Genomic DNA, 23,043 nt, shown 5'->3' on the forward strand with positions numbered 1-23,043 from the left:
TCTGACCCTCTGTCACCCATCCCCGCAGCTCGGGGGAACCTCACACCCGATCCGAAGCCGTGATCCACATTGCCATGACCGGCCTCATGGCCCGCCGCCTCACCAGCGAGAACACCATCTCCTGGCGCGACCCGACACCACAGACCAAACAGCCGATACCTGGATAAAAAACCGGGCGAAAGCGACGTCTCAAACACGCTCTGAGAGGCACGGGGCGCGGGGGTCTGCTGTGAGCAGGATCACTGTTCGCTCTGAGGCGCGGGTGGAAAGCATTCTAATGGTTCAGACATACGTACAGCCGTGAACGTCGCCGGACCCGGAGTCGCCCAGAGAGGTAAGTATGACGCTTCCTTCCCTCCTCGCCCAGACATTGACGTCGTACTGCGCGACACCCGGGACCGCTGTGCATGTTGTCGAAGTCGGTGGGTCCTCAGTGCAGAGCGCCATCTTTGAGGCAGGGGTGGTGACCTTCGTCGACGGCCCTGTGCCAGAGGCATCTGGTGAGGGTTACGCCTTCACCTCGCCGGGCCTGGTCATCGACGGGCGTGTGTGGGGCGCCACCCAGGTGGGATGGGACGACATCGACGCGTGGCGGGAGCTGGGCTATAGACGCCGTCCTGACGTCTCCATGAACGATGCCGAGGCTGCTGCGCTGGGCGAATGGCTACTCAGAGAAGAGCGACCGAACAGTCTCCTGTACGCAGGGATTGGCACCGGCTTGGGTGGGGCCATGATCATTGACGGTGAGGTCGTGCCTGTTGATCTCAGCCATCAACTTGGCTTCGGAGATTCGCTCTGTGACGGTTGTCGCAAGGGGTGTTTGAACGCCCAAATTGGAGGCCAGTATCTGCCGACCGATCTCAGCCAGCATGACAAGCGTCGAATCGTTGAGCAGCTCGCGACCGGCATCAACGGCGCGCGGATCCCGCCGCACACGGTTGTGGTGCTCGCAGGTGGATTGGTCCGGCGCTCACACCCGGACCTCGTAGGAGCCCTGAGGGAGCAGTTGGACGGTGTCTTTGCCGTGGAAGCCTCGGCGGCACCGAAGGCAGCAAAATCAGCCGCTTATGTTGGGCTGTTCGAACGCCTGACAGAGGTTCGGCGGGCAGAGGCTCCTGCCAGGCAAGACACCTAAGGCCCACTCTGCACGTTTTCGGAACTGCCGTCTAAATCATTGGCGCGGCCGGAACCGACTCTTCTCGCTCGGCATGTAAAGGACGGCAGTGCGGCCGAGATAGCTGAGCTGTTCCACAGCGGCAAGGTCTCACGCCGATAACTGTTGGGAATAGCTGCCCGGCGCGCCACTCTCCAGATCTCTATCACGAGCAACAGTGCGCCCCTGAGCAGAGGCGCACAATCAATGCCGAAACTAAGCCGGCGTTTCACAAAATGCATGCGAGGTAAGCGTGAACCTGCAGGAGATGAAGGCGAATTTTGAGCGTGACGGCTTCACGGTCATCAAGCAGGCCATCGATCCTGAGGAAGCGGATCGCTACAGGCAGAAGATTCTTAAAATGGTCCCGGCGGACCTGGCGATCCCGGCGCAATGGGAGTCGAGGTATGGACGGCTGAAGCCGTTACATGAGGATGGTAATCAGACGTTCGATGACGAGTTCTTCATCCCTGTGTTCCAGAACGAGACACTCTATAACGTTGCGTCCACGATTCTCGGCACAGAGCGTCTGAGAGCCTTCGATGGGTCTCTTGGTATCACGCTGCGGCATGACTGGGGAGGCTCGCCGGGGGTACGCAGCTTCGAGGTGCCAAGGGTCCAAACAAGCCAGCGCCTACACATCGATAATAGCGTTCCGAAGAGTGTTGATACATTTCGGCTCGATCAGGCAGAAATGGAGATAGGCGGCTGCTTCTATTTCAGTAAGGTCGAGTCCGGAGGGGGAGGGATCGCAGTGGTCCCTGGCGGCCATCGACGCGTAGCTGCGGAAGCCGCAGCGGACGCCCTAGGTCGACACAAGTATCGGGATTGGGGCGACCTGCAGGGGTATCCGGATCCGGTCGAAGTGACAGGTGAACCGGGAGATTTCATCCTTCTCCACTACCTCACGCCTCACGCTGCCACCCACAACCGCAACGTGACTGCGCGGGTTGTGCAATTTCTGCGGTGGGTCCGATTCGACAACCCATATGGCATAGCCGATGTGATCGGCCCCACTCGATACAACGATCGACAGATTGCTGTTATGAGCCAACTCGGCAAGAAGCTTCTGGGCGTTGAACCCTGGGGAGCGTGACCGATGGAGTCGCTGTGGGATCCCCCCGAAGGTTCGGACGGACAAAGCGCCGAGAGAGTGGTAGTGGCCGGCAACATCATTAAGGCAGCGGTATTGCTCTCGGATCCTCTTGCCAGAACTAGCGCACCGTTATGGAAACGCTCTGAACGACTAGCTACTCGACTCATCCGTCAGTTGGCGACGTATCAGAATCAAAGGCTGGAAGAAGCCCTGTACGATTTGAAGACGGCGCCGCGTGACGTGGGTTTGCAACGTAGGCTTGCCGGAACCATCATGGAGGTACTTCCGGGGGATGACGGAAGGTTCATGGCACTGGTCGAAGCCTCAAAGGTATTCAATCAGCGAAATCGACTCGACATGTGGATGGGATCCGCGTACCGCTCGGGTGACACCGTCGCGAAGTGGAGCCCTCACCAGGTGTCCCACCTCGCACGTCCAGTATCCCGATCGGGCTCCCGAGATGTATGCGCTGTTATCGATTTTCGCGCTGCCGCAGGGGAGCCCGGACGGTTGCGCAACTTGACGGCATCGCTGCTCGCCCTCAACGATCAATCTTTGGCGAGAGACCGGTATCGCATAGTGTGCGTCGAGGCTGATGGGGAGCCGCGCAATCAGTCTCATATCAGTGATCTGTGTGACCAGTATTTACATGCCCCTTCTTGGGGGCCCTACAACCGTAGCTGGGCGCATAATGTAGGAGCCGTCCACGGCGCTGGCAAAAAAGATCGCTATCTCTGCTTCCTCGATGCCGATGTTCTATTGGAACACGGATATCTGGAACAGGTCATCAGTGACTTGGACAGGCAGAAACTTGGCGCCTATCTACCGCACAGCAGCGTTCTGTACCTTGACGACGTATCCACCGAAATCGCTTTGAGGCAGCGATTCTCCGCAGGTGGTGTGCCACCAGACAGGAGCCGATTCTTCGGATACCGGATCCCGGCAAGAGGGGGTTCGATCCTCGTCAAGACCGATGTCTTCCACCAGATCCATGGATTCGACGAACGCTACCAAGGGTGGGGTGACGAGGATAACGACTTCTTCTATCGTGTTTCAGCTTTCACTGAGACACGAACAGGGTCGGGTTCTCTGCTTCACCTCAATCATGGACGACCTCGTATGGAGGTCGAGGGCAGGCGCTCGAACGAATGGCTTCTTGGTCGAGAAGACTGGTCAGAAACGAGGATCGGTGACCTTGGGAAGTACAGAGATCCGCAGAACGACATAGAGGGACACAAAAATAGGTCTGGCGAGACCACTTGAGCACAGCCACCGAGGGGGTAACTTCATGAAGATCCTATTTGTGTGCTCCACATTCCCACCTGTGATCGGTGGCGCCGAGACCTATGCCCGCACTCTGGTCGATGGGCTCCGTAACCGCGGAAATGTGGTCCGTGTCGTCACCGATGGAACGAGGGTCACTGATGCCGAGCCGGAAGCTGATGTCCATCGGCTCACCGAGTTTGTCGAGGCGTTTGAGAGGCCGGACAAGGTCAGGTGGCAGCAAATGCAGTTCTCTCTGCTTGACGAGATGGAAAAGATCCTCGCGTCCGAAGATGCGCCTGATGTGGTACATGCCAATGGCCAAGAGGGTGCCATAGTCGGTTCGATGCTCGCTTCGGAATACGAAGTTCCCTTGCTTGCAACTTTTCATGAAATGAGGCCGCAGGAAGAAGGCTTCGGGCGTGGGCGGTGCCGATTCGTTTACCAGCACCTTCCCATCCGGTTCATCATCGCCGGCAGCCGAGTCTACCAGGACAAGGCTTTCTTGTTCGGGGCACCGCCTGAAAGAGTTCGAACCATCTATCATGGTGTGGAAGTTGACCGATTCCCGAGGATACGCGAATCCGAGATTCGTAAGGGATCGGTACCGCATGTGCTATGCCTCGCGCGCTTGAAAGCGCGTAAGGGACTCATGGAACTGGTCGAGGCGGCATCTCACCTGAAGAACCAGGGTGTGGAGTTCACCATGACGATCGCAGGTACTTGCAGCTCAGCCTCGCTGATTTATGCCGAGAAATTGCAGACGAGTATAGATCAGCTTGGGCTTACTGATGTGGTTGCCATTGATCAGAGTGTACGTTACGAGGACGTACCTGCACTGATGGAACGGTCTGACGTCTATGTGCAGCCTAGTTATGAGGAGGGCTTGGGGCTGGCAGTGCTGGAAGCGTTGGCAGCGGGTTTACCGACTGCCGCGTCTGCAATCCCCGCCTTCCGGGAGATCATTCAGGACGGCACGAATGGACTGCTGTTTCCGTCTGGAGACGTGGAGTCGATGAGTGAGTCACTGCGTGTCCTCTTGTCTGAGCCAGAATTGCGTCATCGGTTCGCCTCTGAAGGGCCGAGAACGGTGAGTCGGTATTTCAGCTCAGAACGCATGATCGATGAGACGTTGGCGCTCTACTACGAGGCACTCCAGCCCACACCGGAGCCGCTCCATGTATGAACGAATACGTTGCGTCCTGTTTGATGTGGGTGGTGTTCTGGTCGACTGGAATCCGGAGCACCTCTATCGTACTGTCATCCCCAGCGCTGACGAGCGGAACCGATTCCTCACTGACTGCTGCAACTATCAGTGGAACCATGAACTAAATCTCGGCGCGGACGTGGCCGGAGCGATAGACGAGAAAGTGCGACGGTATCCGGACTTTCGCCTAGCCATCGAGGCATACTATTCTCGATGGATAGAGATGGTCCCGAACTTAGTTCCAGGAATCATGGAGATTGTCTCGGACCTTACTCGTGCCGGTCTCCCTCTTCACCTGGTGACCAACAGCCCAGTGTGGGCGATGCCCAAACTACGGGCACGTTATCCCATCTTCGAGAACTTCGAGAGCACGGTGACATCTGGAGAGCACGGCGTCGCCAAGCCGGATCCGAAACTACTCGCTATAGCTCATCGTAGGACGGGTGTCGCGAGAGAGCAGCTCCTGCTTATCGATGACAGGGCCGAGAATGTCGAAAGCGCTCAGCGAATGGGTGTTCGTGGAGTGATCTTCACTACCGCGAAAAGCCTCAGAGAAGAACTGTACAGGCTCCGTGTCCTTGACAGCAAGGAATCCGGATACGCAGAAAAGGCGGGGTCTCGTCCTGCAATCGACGATACCAGGAGGCCTTGATGCGACTCTTTGCCCGTTCATTGGAAAGCAGCAGGCCCACTGGTCTGACTAGGGCTCTCCTCAAGGTTGCCGATGTATACGTTCTCTTGCGATACCCGCAACTGCCCTGCCCTCCTCGTTCCGTGATGTACGAAGGTGTTCCCAGCCGATGGGTCTACCGACGAAACGGTTTAGCCTATCTCGATCACCTGACCAGAATGGCTGGACTGACTCCGAACAGTCGGCTTCTTGACGTCGGCTCCGGCTTAGGGAGAAAGGCTTGGCCATTTATCGACTACTTCCAGGACGGAGAGTATGTTGGACTCGAACCTCGAAGAGAAGCAGTTGACTGGTGCACGCAGAATCTCACATCCCGTGATAAGAGGCTGCGGTTTGAGCACATAGACGTGAAGAATGGCTACTACACACCGGGCAACTCGGCGGAGGCAGGCGGCTTTTCCCTGCCGGCGCCAGATATGTCATTCGATATAGTGATGGCGAATTCGGTTTTCACTCACATGCTCCCGCGGGATGTGGGCCATTACCTAGCAGAGTTTCAACGAGTGCTGATGCCCGGCGGTATTGCATTCTGCACCTTCTTCCTCAATCCAGAAGAAGTGAAGGAGAAGGAGGAACTGATTGCACCGCCCCGATACGATTTCCCGCACCAGCGCGACGGCTATCGGGTGCAGCATGCCGATTGCGATGAGCATGTAGTGAACTACGAGGAAACAGATGTGCATTCCATGCATCGTCAAGCCGGTTTGTTCATCGCAGAGATTCACTGGGGATCATGGAGAGGTGGGTCTACATTCACCGACTTCCAGGATATCGTGATCTCGAGGAAGCGCGGATCACCTCAATTCCATGACTGAGAAAAGTGATGCATGAGAGGATTCCCAATGGCCGTGTCAAGTGGGACTGGCGGCGCTTAGTGAGTGCGTCATGCTGCTGCGGCTTCGAGGGCCCGAGGGCTGGTGGCGAACGCCCGGCCGTCCCGTATGAGCGCCTACACGACGTTCAGGCGCCTTCTGGAGAGGGCGGAGATGGCTTGCCTGAGGCCCTTGTCTTCCACGCCCTCACGGTCGTGGAACGTCCTGGAGACCGGGCGGGGACGAGCGGTGGACTTAGGAGAGAGCCAGAGGAGCCGCAGCAAGCGGCAGCTGTCATGCCGAGGGCGGTCAAGGGTGCCGGTGACACGTCCGGACTCCATGGGCACCGGCGCCGGGTCCGCGACGCCGGCAAGCCTGTCGTCGGTGGTGAACAGGCTCATGTCGCCGCCCGTCAGGCCGACGAACTCGGTGCCGAGCGCGGGGCCGATGCCGGGCAGACTGGTAGTCACTTCGGCGTGTCGGTGCTTGCGAGACCGGCCCCTGACGAGGCTGTCGATATTGGCGCTCTGCTCGTCGACGGCCATCGCCTTCCTCACCGTCATGCTACCCATGGCGGCGGCCAGCTTCTTTCTGGGGATGGTGGTGTAACGAGCTTCGACAGCCTCGATCGCAGTGGCCGGGACGTTCTCCAAGTTACGGATCTTGCGGTTCTTCAAGCAGTTGGCCAGGTGGTTGCGTCCCGTGCGGCGCGGGGCAGCGGGCGTCGGATACTTCGTGAGCAGGACCAGTGCGGTCTCGGAGGTGCTGTAGCGGCAGGCACGTTCCAGGGCGGGAAGGCACTTCAGTACCTGGACGCGACGTCGGTTCCTGGCGCGGATGCGGTCGGCAGTCAGGTCGTAGCGGCGGGGGGTCGGGATGCGCAGGTCGATCGCGATGTCGCCTCCCGCCCGCAACGGGTGCAGGTCGCGGCGTATGTGGGTCTCGTGGGCACGCAGGGACGATGCGGAGCTCTGATGCGGGCCCAGACTTCGGAGTTCTCTGACCAGAGGGGCCCGGCACCGTCCCGCCTGTTTCCGTACCTGGTGGTTGGCACCAGGAGCTCCGCCGGCCTGGGGTGGCCGACGATCAGTGATCGCGGGCCGAGTCGTCGGCAGAAGTCGTTTCTCCACAAGCCGGGAGCCATCGGGGCTTCCCCGCGGAGGAAGAGCCCTGCCAGCCGCTGGGGTGATGAACGGCCAATCGGATGCCGGCGCGCTGAGCCCTCCCAGGAGAGGGCCGCCCTCCTGCACGAGTGCGACCAGGCAACCTCCGACGGAGAGGACGTAAGCGAGGCAATGGCCGTCACCTGCGGCATCTGGGCCAGTTATCAACACGACATGGCCTTGGCCGACGGAGAGGGAGTCATCGTCGCCAAGGCCAGGACCACCGATGACCTCGATCTGAACGCGCTCCTCGAGCTGCCGACCTACACGGGGACGAGCCGGACACGCCGATCCCCGTCGCCATCGAGACCTCGCTGCAGTCTCCTTGTCGCCTGCCCGCGGGCAACCGGCCGCTTTGCCTACGCCATTCAAGCCGATGACTGCTGCCCGCCACCGAGAACGCCACGCAGTCAGCTCCAAGAAGTCCGACGAGCCGGAGGGTGGTGGACCGTGGAGCGGGGATGTGGGGCAGTAGTGCGTCTCCGTCGACGATTTGTCCATGGTCCCAGCAGATGAAATCGCCGGCGTGTCGTTACACAACGGTCTACTTCGCATATCCCGATCCATGACCGAGTCGTCGCGGGCACCGGGCGGCCAGTCACTCTGAGCTACCTGCGGCAGAACTATGGCCGCCACACCTGATGTCCCTGGATTCCTTCGATTCTGCGAACGACCAGGAACGAACCCGCGATCAAGAAAGGTAACAAACTATGCCAGAGTCTTACGGCGAGTTGTTGAAGAAGGCAGTGTGTAGTCGCCTGCGCCGGGTTCTTGTCGCCGGGGGAGCAGGCTTCATCGGCTCGCATCTGTGCGACGCGCTACTGCGAGACGGTGTGGAGGTCATCTGTGTGGATAACCTGAGCACGGGCTCCTATGCGAATATTTCTCATCTCCAGCACGATTCCCGTTTCAGTCTGGTCATCCAGGACGCTGAACATGAGTTGAAGACCGAGAAGGATCTCGATGCCGTCTTCCATGTCGCTTCCCCTGCCTCGCCGGAGGACTATATGCGCCTGCCTATCGAGACATTAAGAGCCGGTAGTCATGTGACACTCAACCTGATCTCGCTGGCGAGAGCGAATGGTGCTCGCTTCTTGCTCGCCTCGACTTCTGAGGTCTACGGGGATCCCCTGGAGCATCCTCAACCCGAATCATACTGGGGTCATGTCAATCCCATTGGGCCCAGAAGTGTTTACGACGAGGCGAAGCGTTTTGCTGAGGCGCTGACGATGGCATATCGCACGACTCACGGCGTGGACACTGCGATTGTTCGCATCTTCAACACCTATGGACCGAGGATGAGGGTGAACGATGGCCGGGCGATACCGAATTTCATTGCGCAAGCTCTGGCCGGAGAGGATGTCACGGTGGCCGGGAACGGTCGCCAGACGAGGTCGTTCTGTTACATCGATGATATGGTCACGGGCATTCTTGCTGCAGCAGTCAGTAAACACTCTGGTCCAATAAACCTCGGGAATCCGGATGAGAGGTCAATTGTCGATCTGGCTCGAACAGTGATTGATATGTGTAACTCTCCCTCGTCGATGAAGTTCGTGGAACGTCCGACGGATGACCCAACACAGCGTAAGCCCGATATATCGCTGGCTGGAGAGATACTGGGATGGTGTCCTTCCGTGAGTCTCGAAACTGGGCTCGCATATACCATTGCATGGTTTCAGGCGACTGCCCGGCAACTCGATTGAGCCATCGGCGAGAGTGGAGAGCGGTACAGGGTGAGAGATTGCAGCACTGGTGAGTAGTGACGACAGAAGAGGAGAGGTCGGAATGTCTGAGGTTATGCGTTTCGTAGTGTCGGCAGATGAGAATTATGCGATGCCAATGGGGGCATGCGTACGTTCCGTTATCGATAATGCTGGCGAAGATCCCGGGAGCAGCGTAGAGGTAGCCGTGCTCTCCTGCGGCATTTCAGCCGAATCGAAGGAAAAACTGCTTGCTTCCTGGGGTGATCCCCTTGTGAAGATTGTCTGGCTGGAAGTCGACGAAAACGAACTGCGCGGTTTGCCTACCCATTCCAGGGCAAACAAGCATCTGACCGTTGCCACCTATGCCCGTCTCCTGATTCCCCAGTTGCTTCCTTCCGACTGGAAGCGGATCATCTATTTCGATACGGACACCATAACGGTTGCCTCCTTGGCTGAGCTTTGGGCACATCCTTTGGGTAACCTTCCATTCGGCGCGGTCCAGGATCCCTATACTCCACTCATCTCGAGTGATCACGGGATACCTGGATGGCGCAGTTTGGGACTGGACGGCGAGGCTCGGTACTTCAACGCAGGTGTATTGGTGATCGACAGGGAAGAGTGGGAAAGGCATAGGGTCTCGGAAAGATCCTTCGAGTACATCGCCGCGAATAGGAGCGAGATGCTGCTCGCGGACCAGGATGCCTTGAATGCTGTCGTCAACGGAAATTTCTACCCAGTAGATCCACAGTGGAATGTCATGAACTGCTGGTACGAAACAGAGAGGAAAGAGCTGCGAAACTCGGGGAGCTCTGAGATCTGGCGCCACCCGCGTGTGCGTCACTACAACGGCGCTAAGAAGCCTTGGAACGATTTGGGCTACTACGAAGAGAGGAACCTCCGGCCCGATCTGTTTTTTCATCATCTAGACAGAACAAACTGGGCCGGGTGGCGTCCCAGCGCATGAAGACGTCAACCGGGAGACCGCTGAATACGGCTTCGTGATATCAAGGTCGGAGGTTTTTGATGCGCACACTTATAGTGAGTGACTTATGGCCGTGGGTGAGTCCCAGCGGTGGTGCCCAGCGCCTCAACACTGTCACGCGCGGACTAAATACTCTGGGGCCCGTGGATCTCTTTGTAATGTCAGGTGTGGGAGAGCCCAGCGCACCCCCGCCAGGCACCGTGCTTTCTCGCTTTCATTGTGTCCCCGAATCGGCGACGTGGTTTTCCTTGAAACAGGGACTTCTCGAAGGAATGCTGGGTCGGCCAGGCGGACGGGTTCTTCGCACCCGGCGTACCATGGTTGCCGAACTAAGGCGATGGGTAGCTGGCACATCCTACGATGTGATCTGGTACAACCGAGAGTTCAACTGGCTCAGAGGTCATGGTGCTATAGACGTCCCCTCCATCGTGGACGTTGACGACTGCATGGATGTCCTACTCAGGCGTTGGGTCGAAGTACGGCAGAATGAACGTGCCGAACCGCTGTCGCCGGTCTCGCGGCTGCGCATCGAGCGTGAAATCGCATGGTGGCGTTCAGCGCATCGGCGAGTATCGCGTGGAGCGAACTTACTGGTGTTGTCGAACGTCCGAGACCGAACTCGCTTCGGAAAGGCCAGAGTGGCTCTGGTCCCGAACACCTATGCTCCGCCTTCTGGTTCTCCGTCCCCCCGTTCCGGGGGACCGAGGTCATCCGTGCTTCTTTTTCAGGGTTTCCTCACATACCCTCCCAACGTCGACGCGGCTCGATGGTTGGTTGAGGATATCGCTCCGCTCGTGCGTGAAAAGGTTCCGAACCTTCGCGTCGTCCTTGCCGGCCGTTGCTCGGATCGTGTACGAGCACTGGCTAGGCACCCAGGCGTTGAAGTAACCGACGATGTGGAGGACATGGGGCTCGTCGTTCGACAGGCAGACGTCGTCTGTGTCCCTCTGAGAGTCGGTGCGGGTACCCGAATAAAGATCCTTGAGGCCTTCGCTCACGGAGTTGCCGTCGTTTCCACGTCCGTCGGGGCAGAAGGACTCGATGTGGTGGCGGGAGAGCACCTGGAGCTCGCTGACGTCGCAGGACCTTTCGCAGATGCATGTGTCCGACTACTCCTGGATACTAACCGGCGAACGCACCTGGCGAAGACCGCGCTGAGTCTCTATGAGAAAAACTATCAACCAAAGAGTGCGACGGACGCCCTCGTCTCAGCTGTGGAGGGGGTTCTGAGCGATTCCAAGAGAAGGTCGAGTTGACCTGTGCGATGGCTTCCAGGCCGGCTGACGCCGGACGCGCACCTGCTTGCTAGGCGGTTGGGATGCAGGACAGAAGTGGACGGTTCAGGCCAGTACCGATGAGAGGACGGCATGGATAGGAATGTGTGGAGTTTCTCGAAATCCCTCGATCAGCCGGGCTCGAGCACAAGTCAGCGAGGGGCCCGCTCATCTCTTCGGTCACTTCAGCTGCCAGCTTGGGTGCTGGACCGGCATTCGCGTCACCTGCCGCAGCCGCCACGCGTGATCACCATCGGTGAAAGCCTGCGGCTCGAACCTGGGGTGGCGCTGAGAGACAGTTGCACTCCAAAAGCTCGTAACACGATCTTGTGGTGCAGTGCTGGTGGCCGTGTCCGGTACGAGGATTTAGTTGCTCGTGAGGGTGTGAGAACGGGCCATGGATCCTGGACGACGCGCTGTGGGCGGTGATCGAGCCGCTGCTGCCGAAGTAGCCCGAGCTGTCAACGGGCCCTCCACGCGCAGTGGACGATCGTGGGTGCACGCAGGACATCCTGTTCGTTTCGTGCGCCGAGATCCCCTGGCGGCGACTGCCCCTGCAAGTCGACTTCGGCTCGGGGCAGACCTGCCAGCGTGTCGTGGCCCTGTGGCACGAGGCCGGCGTTCTGGACACGCTGCTCCGCATCCTGCTGGCCAAGCTGAACGTGGCCGCGTAGACCGCCTTGACGCCTACTCGCATGGACGTCCCCCGCGAAGGCGAGAAGACGGGCGAGACGACCAGCCCGTTGCCGGTCCCCCGCGGCGGAACCGGTGGCAAGCACTATCTCGTCTGCGAGGGGACGGGCACACCGCTGGATGTGACACCACTGCACCAACGTCAACGACGTCACGCAGACCCTCGCCTGGCCGTTACAGTATCCCGCCCGTCGTCGGCCGGGTGAGACGCCCCCGCAAGCGGCCACGCCTACCTGGGCGACCAGAGGTACGTCAGCGACTGCGGTCCCCGTGAACCGCGGAAACGTCGCATTCTCCCGCACAACGCATTCGCTTCCCTCGCCAACAGACTCATCTGCTGGCGCCGCCTGAAACACCACACACCATGATCGCGTAACGATCCTTAAGCGGGGCCGCCAGCGACTTCCGTTCAATTTCGGGTCTGGAGGGCACTATGTGGTGGTCGAGAAAACCTTTCAGCAGAAGGAGCGGCTCAGGCCCTACTGAGGAGGCTAGCAGCCTATCTCTCGCTGTCTCGGGTCCTCGCAAACAGATAAGTCGCTGGTGGCGAGAAGCTGTACTGGGACGGCTAAGAGTCATTCGATGTATCCCGCAAGGCGGACTCAAGCTAGCGTTCGCCCTTCTGGCCGTGAATATCCTCCTAGGGCTTCTCCCGGTAGCATTCATCGTCGCTATGAGCACCGTTATCGGAAAAGTTCCGGATGCCGTCGCTGGAGGAGGGGATTCGTCCGCAACGAATACCTTGACACGGTTCTTCCTTCTGGCGGCAGCCATCTTCATTCTTCAGGAGGTACTCACGCCTGTCCAAACCCTGTTGGGCGAGCTCATGAGCCGAAGAATCGATGGACATCTGCAGTCTAATCTCATTGCGGTCGCCCTGCGGAGCGAGGGTATTGGGCCAATCGAAGATCCAGCGGCACTCGATGCTCTTGACGAGGTGAGTCGATATTTCGAAAGGAGGATGGATACCCCCGGTGCGGCATGCGCTGGCATGCTTGCCCTGGTTGCGCGTTACCTGAGGCTAATAGGATTGCTCGCCTTGATCACCATGGTTTCGCACTTGTGGTTGGCGGTGGCTCTTGGCAGCGCCGTGATCACCTTCCGGATTGGACAGCGGGGCGGGTTGCGTATATTCATCAGAATTTTCGACAAGGTGAACCCTGTGTTCCGTCGCACGCGTTACCTGAGGGAAGTGGCCATGGGACCTCGCGACGCGAAGGAACTGCGAATATTTGGGTTAACCGCGTGGTTTTCTGAGCAGTATGCTGCGAGCTATTCTGCTGCTGAGCGCCAAGTCGTACGAGAACGACGACGTGTATATCTCTGGCCATACCTGGGATACACGGCAGTTGGCCTGGCAAGCACTTCCCTGGTTTACGTATTCCTCGCCAATGATGCCGTGGAGGGGCGAATCTCACTTGCTGAGCTAGCCATCGGACTTCAGGCAGCTGCGGGTGCGGTTCTCTTGGGAAGTCAATACCCTGAGGCCGACACGCAAACGTTGGTAGGCATACGAGCCTTTGAAGCTTTAGAGACGTTCGAAAGGCGCATTGCGGAGGTAGAGCGTTCTGTCTCATCCGTTTCTTCCCGTCAGGCCATGAATACGACCCCAAACCTGCGACGCAACGTATGCTTCGAGAACGTCAGCTTTTCCTATCCAGGATCTAACCGTCTCGTCCTCGACCACCTGAACCTTGAGTTGCCGGCTGGGGTGTGTACTGCAGTGGTTGGACTCAACGGGGCCGGCAAAACTACCCTTGTGAAGATCCTTACCGGTCTATACGAGCCGATAGCTGGTCGAATCACGCTGGACGGCACTGATATGCGAGCCCTCGACATAGACACCCGGCGGCGGCTGGTCAGTGTTGTCTTCCAAGATTTCGTTCGCTATCAGATGTCAGTGGCGGACAACGTAGCTTTTGGTGCTGTGCACAAAGAAAAAGACATGGCAGCAGTTCGCGACGCCATCCAACGCGTTGGCTTGCTGGACTTTCTGGATGCTCTACCTCATGGATTTGACACAGTTCTCTCCCGGTCCTACGAGAGCGGTGTTGAGCTTTCAGGAGGGCAGTGGCAGCGAATTGCGATTGCTCGCTCACTCTACGCACTAGACAAGGGAGCCCAGCTTCTCATTCTTGATGAACCGACATCCGCTCTGGATGTTCGAGCAGAGTCGGCCTTTTTTGACTCCTTCGTAGAGATGACACGTGGCGTCACTTCTGTGTTGATCAGTCATCGATTCTCGAGTGTTCGTAGGGCGGATCGCATTGTGGTGATCGATGGTGGTCATGTGGTTGAGCAAGGGACACATGATGAACTCATGTCAATGGGTGGTGACTACGCAAGACTATTCAATCTTCAAGCCGAGCGCTTTGCGCGAGGCCTGACAGCTGAGGGTGAAATAGATTCAGCACGATTCGGTGGAGCTCAATGATGCGAGACACATTGCAAGCAATTCGAGAGTTAGCGCGACTCTGCTGGACAACGGACCGGCGGAAGTTGGTTGTGGCGCTCTTGCTGATGCTCGCCGAGGCTGCTGCGGCTCCGGTCACCGCATTGGTGCTCGGTTCTCTCACGGAAGCAGTCAGTGAAGCGCATGCCTCGGAGGTATTACAGCTAGGACTGCTGGTTTCACTTCTTGTCATCGTCGGTTTGACCGGCAATCATTTTGCTCACGTGCTTTATTTCGAGCTTGGTGCCCAGGCGTTCTTGAGTCTGGATCGGGAGCTGATCGACCTCTCCAACGGATCAGCCGGGATTGCTCATCATGAGAATGCCGAGTACAGTGATCGCATCACGGTTCTACACCAGGAACTCAACAGAATTTCAAGTAATAGCATGGTGGCCCTGTGGCACAGTATCAGTCTTGCGATTGGTGTTGTGTGTACGACTGCTCTGCTTGTCGATACCAATCCGTGGCTGCTTTTCTTGCCTTTTGCTGTGTTTCCTCCTGTCCTGTTGGGTAGGCAGGCAGAAAGGATCATCAGCTCCTGTCGTCACAGGATGGCCCATCACACGCGCGCTGCCCAGCATATTATCGATTTGGCAAGGGGTGTCTCTTCAGCTAAGGAATTGCGCGTCCTCGGGCTACGTTCCATGTTGCAAAGTCGGCATGCCGAGAGCTGGCGTGAGATCACGCGCGGCCTTTGGCTCGCTGAACTCCGTGCGACGGTGCTGCGCGTCGCGGGGCAGCTGATCTTTGCTGTGGCCTACATTGCTGGAACGCTGCTGGTCGTGCGGGCTGCGGTGCAAGATGAAGCGAGTGTAGGCGACGTCGTACTGGTCATCGTGCTCGCCGCACAGGTGAATCAACAGGCCACGACTGGCGTCACACTTCTTCGAGAGTTTCAGCGTCTCGCGGAGACACTGGCTGATCTGCGTTGGATACGCGCGTTGGTGGGGCAGCGCCCATCGAGCTGCTCAACTATCGAGGCGCCAAGTAGGCTGATTGACGGATTTCGGCTGCGGGATGTGTCATTCCATTATGAGGGCTCTGACGTTCCTGTTCTGCGTGATGTGAATCTTCATCTTCCCGCAGGGGCGATGGTTGGGATCGTGGGAGAGAACGGTGCAGGTAAGTCGACGCTCGTCAAGCTGCTGTGCCGTTTCTATGCGCCGAGTACTGGTGTTATCGAGGTGGACGGCACTGATATCCATCGATTGGATGTGCTCGAATGGCACAGCGCCATCTCGGTTGGTTTTCAGGACTTCTCCCGCTTTGAGCTGACCGCTGGCCGGACTGTCGGCGTTGGTGATCTGCCACGGCTAGATGATCGGCGCGCCGTCGAAGAGGCACTCGATCGTACTCGGGCATCGGATATCGTGGACCAGTTGCCTGACGGACTGGGTACTCGGCTCGGCCGATCTTTCTCGGATGGTACGGAGCTTTCTGGGGGACAGTGGCAAAAAATGGCTCTAGGACGAACCATGATGCGTCGCCATCCGGTGCTCCTAATTCTGGACGAGCCGACATCCGCACTGGACGCGCAAGCGGAATACCAGTTGTTCAGGCAGTACGCAGAGAGTGCCCGCACAGTGGCTGAACGTGCTGGGGCCGTCACAGTTCTTGTGAGTCACCGTTTTTCCACTGTAAGGATGGCTGACTTGATCATCGTTCTTTCCGGCAATACCGTGGCCGAGTCTGGGACTCATGCTGCTCTCATCGCGGCAGATGGTGTCTATGCTTCGTTGTACCGTCTCCAAGCTGACCAGTACGACTGAACCCTTGAGAGTTTCGTAACAAGTGAATCAGGTGAGAACTTTCCCGGCTGCCGATTGTGCGCGCCGTGTGGATTCGCACCCTGTGCTACGGCGGCTGTCTCCCTCCTCGGATTCACTATCGCATTTTCGCAGCGGAAGAGGATTTTACATGACATCGTCAAGAATGGGAAAAATTCTAGTTACAGGCGGGGCTGGCTACATCGGTTCCGTGGTTGCCCGACAGATGCTGGACCAGGGGTATGACGTAACCGTTGTGGACAATCTGTCCACGGGGCACCGCGCGTCTGTTCCTTCTGATGCGCTTTTTGTTGATTGTGATGTAGCGGAAGTTCACGAGGTCCTGGACTCGTCGTATGACGCGGTCTTCCATCTAGCCGCCTCCGCAGAAGTCGCCGAGTCGGTGCTGCGTCCAGAGAAATACTGGCGGAACAATGTCATTGAGGCCTTCTACTTACTTCGAGCGATGCGAAGGTCCAATGTCAAGCGACTCGTGGTCTCCTCCAGCTGCGCTGTCTACGGTGAGGCCTCCGGAACTCACCTTTCTGTGGATAGTCCGACACGACCCATCAACGCTTATGGAGCTTCGAAGTTAGCTGTTGATCACATGATCCATCACGAGTGCGAGGCCCATGGGTTGGCTGCGGTTTCTTTGAGGTACTTCAATGTGGCCGGATCGTACCGCGACCTCGGGGAACGTCACTCCCCTGAATCCCATTTGATCCCATTAGTGCTTCAGGTTGCTTTGGGCGTTCGTGAGCGTATAGCCGTACACGGAAATGATTATCCCACGCCCGACGGCACTTGCGTTCGGGACTATGTGCATGTTGCCGACATCGCGAATGGTCACGCGCTGGCGCTTTCTTCTCTGGTGTCGGGTGGGCACAAAGTTTATAACCTCGGGAACGGGAACGGATTCTCCGTTCGTCAAGTGATAGAAGCGGCTCGCGAGGTTACTGGTTCGCCGATACCGGAGGTAACGGGTCCTCGGCGTGGTGGTGACCCACCCATTCTCGTGGCTTCAGCAGCTCGCGCTGTGGAGGAGTTGGGGTGGCGACCGCAGTATCCGGATCTGAACAAGATGATATCCGACGCTTGGGACTTCCATCGGAAGGTTCTGTGAGTTGGCAGAAGCTCGCCGCAGGTCTCGACCATTTCGCGTGTGCTGAGGGGAGATGAGAAGGAAGCCGGCGGCCATCGCGTGCAGCGCGGACACTGAGCGACTCTGTCGGGATCTTGAGCATGACCTCATTTGCCTTGTCGCCACCAGCCTTCCCAACTCAGGCCGTTGGTGTTGAGGTATTGCTGGAAGGTCGTGGGGGAGCGAGGGCGGTGGGGGTGTCGAGTTGTGCGTGAGGCAAGGCGTTCGGTGTTGATCGCGATGCCGGTCAGGCCGTGCTGAAGGTGTGTCTTGCGGATGCCTTGATATTGCTCCGAAACGGATTGGGTTCTGGGTCGTTGGTCGGGTGTGAGACGTCGTTTTCGCCCGGTTTTTTATCCAGGGATCGGCTGTTTGGTCTGTGGTGTCGGGTCGCGCCAGGAGATGGTGTTCTCGCTGGTGAGGCGGCGGGCCATGAGGTCGGTCATGGCAATGTGGATCACGGCTTCGGATCGGGTGGGCAGGGTTTCGTAGTCGCGGGCCAGGCGGCGGTGCAGCATGAGCCAGCCATAGGTCCGTTCGGCCGCCCACCGCTTCGGGATGGGAGTGAAACCCCTGGTCCCGGGTTCGCGAGCGGTGACTTCCATGTCGATGCCGAGAACAGCGGCGTGTTCGACGAGGTGCTGGCGATAGCCACCGTCGACCCACACCTTGCGGATGCCGGGATGGTCGGCGGCTACCTGGTTCAGGAGCCGGGCGCCGGCGGTGGAGTCCTGCACGCTTGCTGCGGTGACCAGCACGGCGAGGAGGAGTCCGAGGGTGTCGGTGACGATGTTCCGCTTCCTGCCGACGATCTTCTTCCCGGCGTCGATGCCCTGGCCGGCGACGGGGACGCTGGTGGAGGTCTTGACGCTCTGTGCGTCGATCACACAGGCCGACGGCTCGGCGTCCCGTCCTTCCTTCTCCCGTAGCAGTTGCCGGAGCAGGCCGTTGAGCTGGGCGAACACACCCTGGTCCGCCCACTTGGCGAAGTAGCCGTAGACGGTGTTCCAGTGCGGGAAGTCGTGCGGCAGGTAGCGCCACCGCACTCCGGTGCGGTCCACGTACAAGATCGCGTTCATGATCTCGCGTAGGTCGTGCTCGGGCGGGCGGCCGATGTTCAGCGCGTGCCGCCTCCGCTCGGCCCGCCAGGCGGTCAGCACCGGTTCGATCAACTCCCAACGGGCATCGGACAGATCACTCGGATACGGGCGACGCTCAGCCATGACCTCGACATACCGCCAGCGGGCGAGAGCGCCCAGGCGTGCGGACACCGACGCGGGGTCACGCCTTCGCTCCGGACACCTTGGGATGAGACAGGCGCAAGCCGACCCCCACCTCACCCGTCACCCCACCCGACCACTAAGACCGACCCACACCACCACTCCCAGCAGCACCACGTCCCCAGACCCCAAAAACCAGGAGATAGCACGGCACGAAAGGCGAAAACGACCTCTAAGCCGCTGAGACTCGTGTAGAGCGGGAGCCGGTGCGGAATCCGCCTCCCGCTCTACATGTCATGACCGTTGGATTGTCTTAGGCCTGTCCACGGCATAGCACCAGACGAGCAGGTAGAGCGGCAAGAACGCAATACCAAGAACCATCGCGAACACCGTGATCCATGCGTGCTCGGCTCTGCCAGGGTCATCAGCCGTCGCCGAACCGACGATCCAGATTCTTATGGCCGCACATAGGGGAATCGGGATGATTGACGACCATAGATATCCACACTGCATCATCACGGTGAGCCCAAGCACCATCGTTGAGGGCGCGCGCCACTCCAGGGTTCTCATGAGATCCCCTCTAAGACCGTGTCCTACGTGGTGAGTCGGCCGTTGGCTGGGCATGGGGAGTTCGCGGTGGGGATGGATCGTTCCGGACGGCTTGTGGGAGATCGCACGGGACTTGCTGCCGTCTTCGCGAGTGCGTCCGCAGGGCGGCGGGACCCAGAACGCGCCTGATGAGGCGGTGTTCGCGGCCATCGTCTACGTGTTGACGAGTGGGTGCGCTTGGCGGCATCTGCCACCCTGCTTCGGGATATCGAAGTCCACCGCGCACCGCCGGTTCCTGATCTGGTCTCGGGCCGGTGTGTGGGGTCGCCTGCACCGGGCGGTGCTCGACGAACTCGCCGCCAGCGGGCTTCTCGACCTCTCCCGGGTGGTTCTCGACTCCGCTCACGTGCGGGCTAAAAAGGGGGCGAACTCACAGGTGCGAGCCCCGTGGACCGGGGTAAGCCCGGTTCCAAGATGCACATCCTGTCCGATACGAACGGACTGCCTGTCGTGGTCGCTGTCTCAGGTGGCAACGTCCACGACAGCCAAGGCCTGAAGCCGCTCCTCGCCGGTCTCCAATCGAGACACGACCTCGAACGCGGCCGGCACTACCGCCCGGGCAAGGTCCACGCCGACAAGGCGTACGACCAGCCCGACCTGCGCAGATGGATGAGAGGCAGGCGCATCGCCTGCCGCGTCGCCCGCAAGGGAGTGGAGTCCAGCCAGCGGCTCGGCCGACACAGATGGGTGATCGAACGGACCATGTCCTGGCTGTCCGGCTACCGCCGCCTGTCACCCCGCTGCGAACGCCACCCCCGCAACTACCTGGCCTTTCTCGGCCTCGCCGCAGCCCTGTGCTGCTACAAACGCCTCCGCCGACTCACCACGTAGGACACGGTCTAAGCTGGCGCGGCCCCGGCAGGGAGAACAGCCCAATAACGAGCAGGAAAGCAGCCACCGTCCCCAGGAATTCTGCGCGATCGGCAATCCACTCCCCAACCGGCGTCGTCCACCCTGATGGGATGGCAAAGTAATCGAACACCGCAGCAACTCCTTCTAAAGGAGTTCCACCCTGGTCGACTCCGACTGCGGCAGCACACCCCGCCACGGACGCGAGTACTCGATACAAGGTATTCGCGGTGTTCAACGAACGGACTTCATTAATTCTGTTCACGACATGGGTAGGACCCGACATCCGCACTCCGCCATGGATGGTCTGGGCCTGAACTGCCTGTCCATCGATTTGGCCGCTCATCTTGTTCTGAAGAGATCGCCGTTCTTCCATGGCTACATGATGGTCGAGAATCGACGTGGATGTCGGGGCTTCAGCGGCTTCTTCCGACCTCATCTCTGTCGAGCTGCGAGAGCCATTCCCCCGACGCAACAACCGGCTACCGATGACCGGGACGCGCGCCAAGCCGTCGCACGTATGGTGGCGCACGGCGTGGACGCGAGGGGCGCGGCTCGGCACCGCACCTCTTGCTCAATGCCCGTCCGGCCGTGCCCTCAGGGCACAGTCAGGGCACACGGCACCTGAAAGTGACCCGAAATGATGGGAAACACTGAGGGTAGTTTTCCCAGGTCAGCCGCTCATTTCTGGCGTTCTCGCAGTCACCGGATGGGGCCGCTCTCAGGATCAACATGTAGGCGGGCGGGAGTTGGGGCCGGCGCGGCCATCGGGTGGTCAGAAGTGGGTGGCGAGGCCGAACGCCGCCCGAAGGTGGGCCATGTGCCGGCGGTCGCGGTCGGTCGGTTCGTAGCCACGGTGGAAGTGGACCTGTTGCTCGACGGACAGGCAGGGGAAGGTGGTGGCGCCGATGGTGTCGGTGACGAAGCAGGCCGCCGGGTAGTGGAACGGGTGGTCCGGGTCGAGCGAGCCCTGGAGCGCCGAGCCGTCGGGGGCGAACTCCAGCGGGTGCAGGTCGATCTCCCGGCCGTCGGCGGCCGTGACGACGAACGTGGCCGGCCGCCAGTCCAGCGTCTCGGCGAAGCCGGCCGCCGCAAGCGCGGCCACCAGCTTCGGTTCCTGCTCAAGACGGTGCATCAGGTCGAGGTCGCGGTGGTCGCGGGTCTGCCGGCTGAGCAGCGCGTCGATCCCCCAGCCGCCGCCGATCTAGAAAGTCGACCTTGGCCCCCTCGCAAGGCGTGCGAGGCTTGAGACGAGACCGAAGTCCTCGAAGATGATGGGTATCTCGCCGCTTCGCCTGGTCGGCCCGAAGGGGCCCGTGAGCGTAGAGAAGACGCTCACCCGGTAAGTGGAGCTGTCCACTCCTCGCGCCGCCGCCCAGAGTACGTTGTTACGCCTCTTCCTCTCTTCCTCGGAGAGCGGCAAAGCCTGGGTCACTCCGAGGAGCTGCTTCGCGGTGGCCTGCTGAGACGTCTCGCTCCGGGAGCAGCGAAGTTTTCGTCTATTTCGTGGGTTGAGCAACAGGACAACACTGTTCCCTGAGCCCGGGCCCACCAAGAGTGGTGTCCGTGATCCAGATGCCATATCCCCCGTCCCGCACCCGAGTTCGGGTGCGGATGGCACGCGCCGTTTGGCCTGGAGCGGCGGCCGTCACCTTGCTCTGGGTGACGGGCTGTACTGACACCTCCTCCTCCCCGTCCGAGGCGGAGCAGTCCACCGCCGAGGAACAGCAGGAGGGCGGTTCCCCGGGAGAGGAAGCGTCGCCCACGCCGCCGTCGCGAGCTGAGACGAGTCAACAGGCGGCGTTGGAGGCGTACTTGGGCATGTGGGAGGCGATGGCGGAGGCCGGGGAGACGTCGGACTGGCGGTCGCCGGCGCTCTCGCGGTACGCGACGGACGACGCGCTGACGGCGATCTCGGGGGGCCTGTACGCCGACCATCGCAACGGCGTGATCACCCTGGGCCGCCCGATCAACGATCCGGAGGTGACCTCGGCGGAGCCGTCGGAGGAGCCGACCACGGTGCTGATCGAGGACTGCGGGGACTCGACGAACTGGCTGAAGTACTTCGAGGACTCCCGCGAGCCGGTGGACGACGAGCCCGGTGGCGGGCAGGTGATCGACGCCGAGGTGCGGCAGCAGGCGGATGGCGAGTGGCGGGTGGTCCGGTTCGCCGTGCAGGGGGTGGGGTCGCGCCAGCCGTGAGGCGCCTCGGCGTGGTGACCGGGTCGGCGTTGACGGTGATGGCTGCCGGGGTCGTGCCGGCCGCCGCCGACTCCGGCTGGGGCTCGGTGGACTGCTCGCAGAATCCGTACCCCGGATGCGAACTCGGTGTGGGTGCCGGCCCGGAGGAGGTCCGGCTGCCCGTCGGCGGGGGCGGTGGCGGCCGGGAGCTTGCGGGTGGCGGTGACGAGGAGCCGGAGCACGCCAACCCGGACTGGAACCGCGTCGACTGCGCCTACGAGCGCGCCGACGACTTCGCCCCTCCACCGGAGGTTGTGCCCACCTCCTTCTCGCCGGCGCCGGCTGGCGGGAGCGCGGTGGTTCCGGCCGCGTTCGTCGGCTTCACCGGCCTCGCTGTCCCGGCGGCGGAGCCCGAGTCGGGGGAGGAGGGCGCGTGGTACGTCTACCGCTGCACCGGCGACGGGGTGCGGGACGCGCTCTACCAGCCGCCGGTCTGGCTGCCGGACGCCCCGGACGCGGAAGGCGACGAACCGGCGCCCTCGCCTGAGCAGTTGGCGCAGCGGGCTCGGGAGCAGCTGCGGCTGCCGGCCCCGGCCATCGGGGCCAGCCCGGAGGGAGACCAGCTGGTCAGCGTTCCGACCTGGCTGTGGCTGGACCCGGGGGGGTGCCTCTATGTCGTTCGTCAAGGCGTCTCTGTCGGGTTTGGGGTGGTTTGGTGTTGCTGGGGTTATGCGGCGAGTTTGATGTCCTTCGGTGTCCGGGGTTCGTAGAAGGTTCCGTCGCGGAGC

18 protein-coding genes and 2 pseudogenes are annotated in these 23,043 nt (G+C 60.2%); 17 read left to right on the forward strand and 3 right to left on the reverse strand.

The genetic code is table 11. The features are described from left to right. Nucleotides 1-44: 44 nt before the first annotated feature. The 7 genes and pseudogenes from FH609_RS32325 to FH609_RS23980 form a co-directional block, all read left to right on the forward strand. A pseudogene (locus tag FH609_RS32325) lies at nt 45-167 on the forward strand (IS5/IS1182 family transposase); the annotation flags it as partial. Nucleotides 168-463: 296 nt separating this feature from the next. Beyond that, nucleotides 464-1,135 carry an ROK family protein gene (locus FH609_RS23955; protein ID WP_193317884.1) on the forward strand — a complete coding sequence of 224 codons (672 nt, stop codon included), beginning with the start codon at nt 464-466 and terminating at the stop codon, nt 1,133-1,135. Between the two features lie 271 nt (nt 1,136-1,406). Beyond that, nucleotides 1,407-2,249: a phytanoyl-CoA dioxygenase family protein gene (locus FH609_RS23960; protein ID WP_139667536.1), complete on the forward strand. Its 843-nt coding sequence runs from the start codon at nt 1,407-1,409 to the stop codon at nt 2,247-2,249. 3 nt (nt 2,250-2,252) lie between these two features. Beyond that, nucleotides 2,253-3,512: a galactosyltransferase-related protein gene (locus FH609_RS23965; protein ID WP_139667537.1), complete on the forward strand. Its 1,260-nt coding sequence runs from the start codon at nt 2,253-2,255 to the stop codon at nt 3,510-3,512. 25 nt (nt 3,513-3,537) lie between these two features. Further along, complete coding sequence (locus FH609_RS23970) at nt 3,538-4,698, forward strand: glycosyltransferase family 4 protein (RefSeq protein WP_139667538.1); 1,161 nt, start codon at nt 3,538-3,540, stop codon at nt 4,696-4,698. Further along, nucleotides 4,691-5,371, forward strand: a complete 681-nt coding sequence (locus FH609_RS23975) for an HAD family hydrolase (protein ID WP_193317885.1) — start codon at nt 4,691-4,693, stop codon at nt 5,369-5,371. Before FH609_RS23970 ends, FH609_RS23975 begins: the two co-directional genes overlap by 8 nt. 125 nt (nt 5,372-5,496) lie before the next feature. Then, nucleotides 5,497-6,225: a class I SAM-dependent methyltransferase gene (locus FH609_RS23980; RefSeq protein WP_264372765.1), complete on the forward strand. Its 729-nt coding sequence runs from the start codon at nt 5,497-5,499 to the stop codon at nt 6,223-6,225. Between the two features lie 134 nt (nt 6,226-6,359). Here FH609_RS23980 and FH609_RS23985 read toward each other — a convergent pair whose 3' ends face one another. Beyond that, on the reverse strand, nt 6,360-7,136 hold the full coding sequence (locus tag FH609_RS23985) for a transposase (RefSeq protein ID WP_139667541.1): 777 nt from the start codon (nt 7,134-7,136) through the stop codon (nt 6,360-6,362). A 959-nt stretch (nt 7,137-8,095) separates the two neighbouring features. Here FH609_RS23985 and FH609_RS23990 point away from each other — a divergent pair. The 7 genes from FH609_RS23990 to galE all read left to right on the forward strand — a co-directional run bounded on the left by FH609_RS23990 (nt 8,096) and on the right by galE (nt 17,378). Beyond that, nucleotides 8,096-9,088 (forward strand): UDP-glucuronic acid decarboxylase family protein, encoded by a 993-nt coding sequence (locus tag FH609_RS23990; RefSeq protein ID WP_139667542.1) that lies wholly within the window; start codon nt 8,096-8,098, stop codon nt 9,086-9,088. Nucleotides 9,089-9,170: 82 nt separating this feature from the next. After that, nucleotides 9,171-10,052 (forward strand): glycosyltransferase family 8 protein, encoded by an 882-nt coding sequence (locus tag FH609_RS23995; protein WP_139667543.1) that lies wholly within the window; start codon nt 9,171-9,173, stop codon nt 10,050-10,052. A gap of 464 nt (nt 10,053-10,516) precedes the next feature. Further along, complete coding sequence (locus FH609_RS32495) at nt 10,517-11,326, forward strand: glycosyltransferase family 4 protein (RefSeq protein ID WP_226961909.1); 810 nt, start codon at nt 10,517-10,519, stop codon at nt 11,324-11,326. Between the two features lie 476 nt (nt 11,327-11,802). Continuing rightward, entirely contained in the window at nt 11,803-12,018 is a 216-nt protein-coding gene (locus FH609_RS24005) for a transposase (RefSeq protein WP_139667545.1), read from the forward strand. A gap of 692 nt (nt 12,019-12,710) precedes the next feature. Next, on the forward strand, nt 12,711-14,471 hold the full coding sequence (locus tag FH609_RS24010) for an ABC transporter ATP-binding protein (protein WP_193317889.1): 1,761 nt from the start codon (nt 12,711-12,713) through the stop codon (nt 14,469-14,471). A 71-nt stretch (nt 14,472-14,542) separates the two neighbouring features. Next, complete coding sequence (locus FH609_RS24015; RefSeq protein ID WP_226961903.1) at nt 14,543-16,258, forward strand: ABC transporter ATP-binding protein; 1,716 nt, start codon at nt 14,543-14,545, stop codon at nt 16,256-16,258. A 148-nt stretch (nt 16,259-16,406) separates the two neighbouring features. Next, the gene (gene galE / locus FH609_RS24020; RefSeq protein ID WP_139667548.1) at nt 16,407-17,378 is read left to right on the forward strand and encodes a UDP-glucose 4-epimerase GalE; all 972 of its coding nucleotides are present in this window, start codon (nt 16,407-16,409) and stop codon (nt 17,376-17,378) included. A gap of 371 nt (nt 17,379-17,749) precedes the next feature. On the opposite strand, the gene FH609_RS24025 is transcribed toward galE, so the two are convergent. Further along, the gene (locus FH609_RS24025; RefSeq protein ID WP_139667549.1) at nt 17,750-18,619 is read right to left on the reverse strand and encodes an IS5 family transposase; all 870 of its coding nucleotides are present in this window, start codon (nt 18,617-18,619) and stop codon (nt 17,750-17,752) included. 619 nt (nt 18,620-19,238) lie between these two features. Here FH609_RS24025 and FH609_RS24030 point away from each other — a divergent pair. After that, nucleotides 19,239-20,056 (forward strand): IS5 family transposase gene (locus FH609_RS24030; protein WP_405378942.1). Its coding sequence is split into 2 segments (ribosomal slippage): nt 19,239-19,581 and nt 19,581-20,056, totalling 819 coding nucleotides; the frame shifts between segments, so codons are not numbered across the junction. Nucleotides 20,057-20,849: 793 nt separating this feature from the next. Here the strand turns inward: FH609_RS24030 and FH609_RS24035 are convergent. After that, nucleotides 20,850-21,278 (reverse strand): annotated as a pseudogene (locus FH609_RS24035) (nucleotidyltransferase domain-containing protein); the annotation flags it as partial. A 458-nt stretch (nt 21,279-21,736) separates the two neighbouring features. Between FH609_RS24035 and FH609_RS24040 the strand changes: the two are divergent. Further along, nucleotides 21,737-22,276 carry a hypothetical protein gene (locus FH609_RS24040; protein WP_226961904.1) on the forward strand — a complete coding sequence of 180 codons (540 nt, stop codon included), beginning with the start codon at nt 21,737-21,739 and terminating at the stop codon, nt 22,274-22,276. 11 nt (nt 22,277-22,287) lie between these two features. Further along, nucleotides 22,288-23,025 carry a hypothetical protein gene (locus FH609_RS24045; RefSeq protein ID WP_139667552.1) on the forward strand — a complete coding sequence of 246 codons (738 nt, stop codon included), beginning with the start codon at nt 22,288-22,290 and terminating at the stop codon, nt 23,023-23,025. Nucleotides 23,026-23,043 lie beyond the last annotated feature (18 nt).

It is taken from the genome of Streptomyces sp. 3MP-14, assembly GCF_006334905.2.
Classification (GTDB): domain Bacteria; phylum Actinomycetota; class Actinomycetes; order Streptomycetales; family Streptomycetaceae; genus Streptomyces; species Streptomyces triticirhizae.